General features: G+C 67.7%; 1 pseudogene. It reads right to left on the minus strand.

Annotated elements, in window-relative coordinates:
• Window positions 1-1,048 (minus strand): annotated as a pseudogene (locus tag ABTY15_RS39755) (2-oxoacid:acceptor oxidoreductase family protein); the annotation flags it as partial.

The following is a 1,048-nucleotide window of genomic DNA, read 5'->3' on the forward strand; positions in this document are numbered from 1 at the left end:
CCGATCCGGTGCTCCAACCCCGCCGTACCCGGCACCGCCCACGGCCGCGCCAACGTCTGCGGATCCCGCAGATACGGCCAGAACGAGCCGTCCTCCCGGTTCGGCCCCGTCGCGAACCCCGCCTCGATCACCGGCAGTTCCTCCACCCCCGGGATCCGCCACGGCTCCGAACCGTTCGCCAGATACCCGTCCGACAACAGGAACACCGGCGTCCGATACGTCACCGCGATCCGCGCCGCCTCCAACGCCGCACCGAAACACTCCGCCGGCGTCGCCGGCGCCACGATCGGCACCGGCGCCTCCCCGTTACGACCGAACATCGCCTGCAACAGATCCGCCTGCTCCGTCTTCGTCGGCAACCCCGTCGACGGACCACCCCGCTGGATGTCCACCACCAGCAACGGCAACTCCAACGACACCGCCAACCCGATCGTCTCGCTCTTCAACGCCACACCCGGACCCGACGTCGTCGTCACCCCCAGCGCACCACCGAACGCCGCCCCCAGCGCCGCACCGATCCCAGCGATCTCATCCTCCGCCTGGAACGTCCGCACCCCGAAATTCTTGTGCCGACTCAACTCATGCAGAATGTCCGACGCCGGAGTGATCGGATACGACCCCAGGAACAACGGCAAACCCGCCCGCTGCGCCGCCGCGACCAACCCGTACGACAACGCCAGATTCCCCGAGATGTTGCGGTACCGCCCCGCCGGCAACCGCGCCGGCGGCACCTCGTACGACACCGCGAACGACTCCGTCGTCTCACCGAAATTCCAGCCCGCCCTAAACGCGCTGATGTTCGCCTCCGCGATCTGCGGCTTCTTCGCGAACTTGCTCCGCAGGAACGCCTCCGTCCCATGCGTCGGCCGGTGATACATCCACGACAACAACCCCAGGGCGAACATGTTCTTCGCCCGCTCCGCGTCCTTGCGCGCCAGCCCGCTGTCCTTCAACGCCTCCAACGTCAACGACGTCAACGGCACCTTGTGCAGATGGAACGCCTCCAGCGACCCGTCCACCAGCGGATCCGCCGCATACCCCACCTTCG

The sequence above is a fragment of the Kitasatospora sp. NPDC097643 genome, from assembly GCF_040302625.1.
Classification (GTDB): domain Bacteria; phylum Actinomycetota; class Actinomycetes; order Streptomycetales; family Streptomycetaceae; genus Kitasatospora.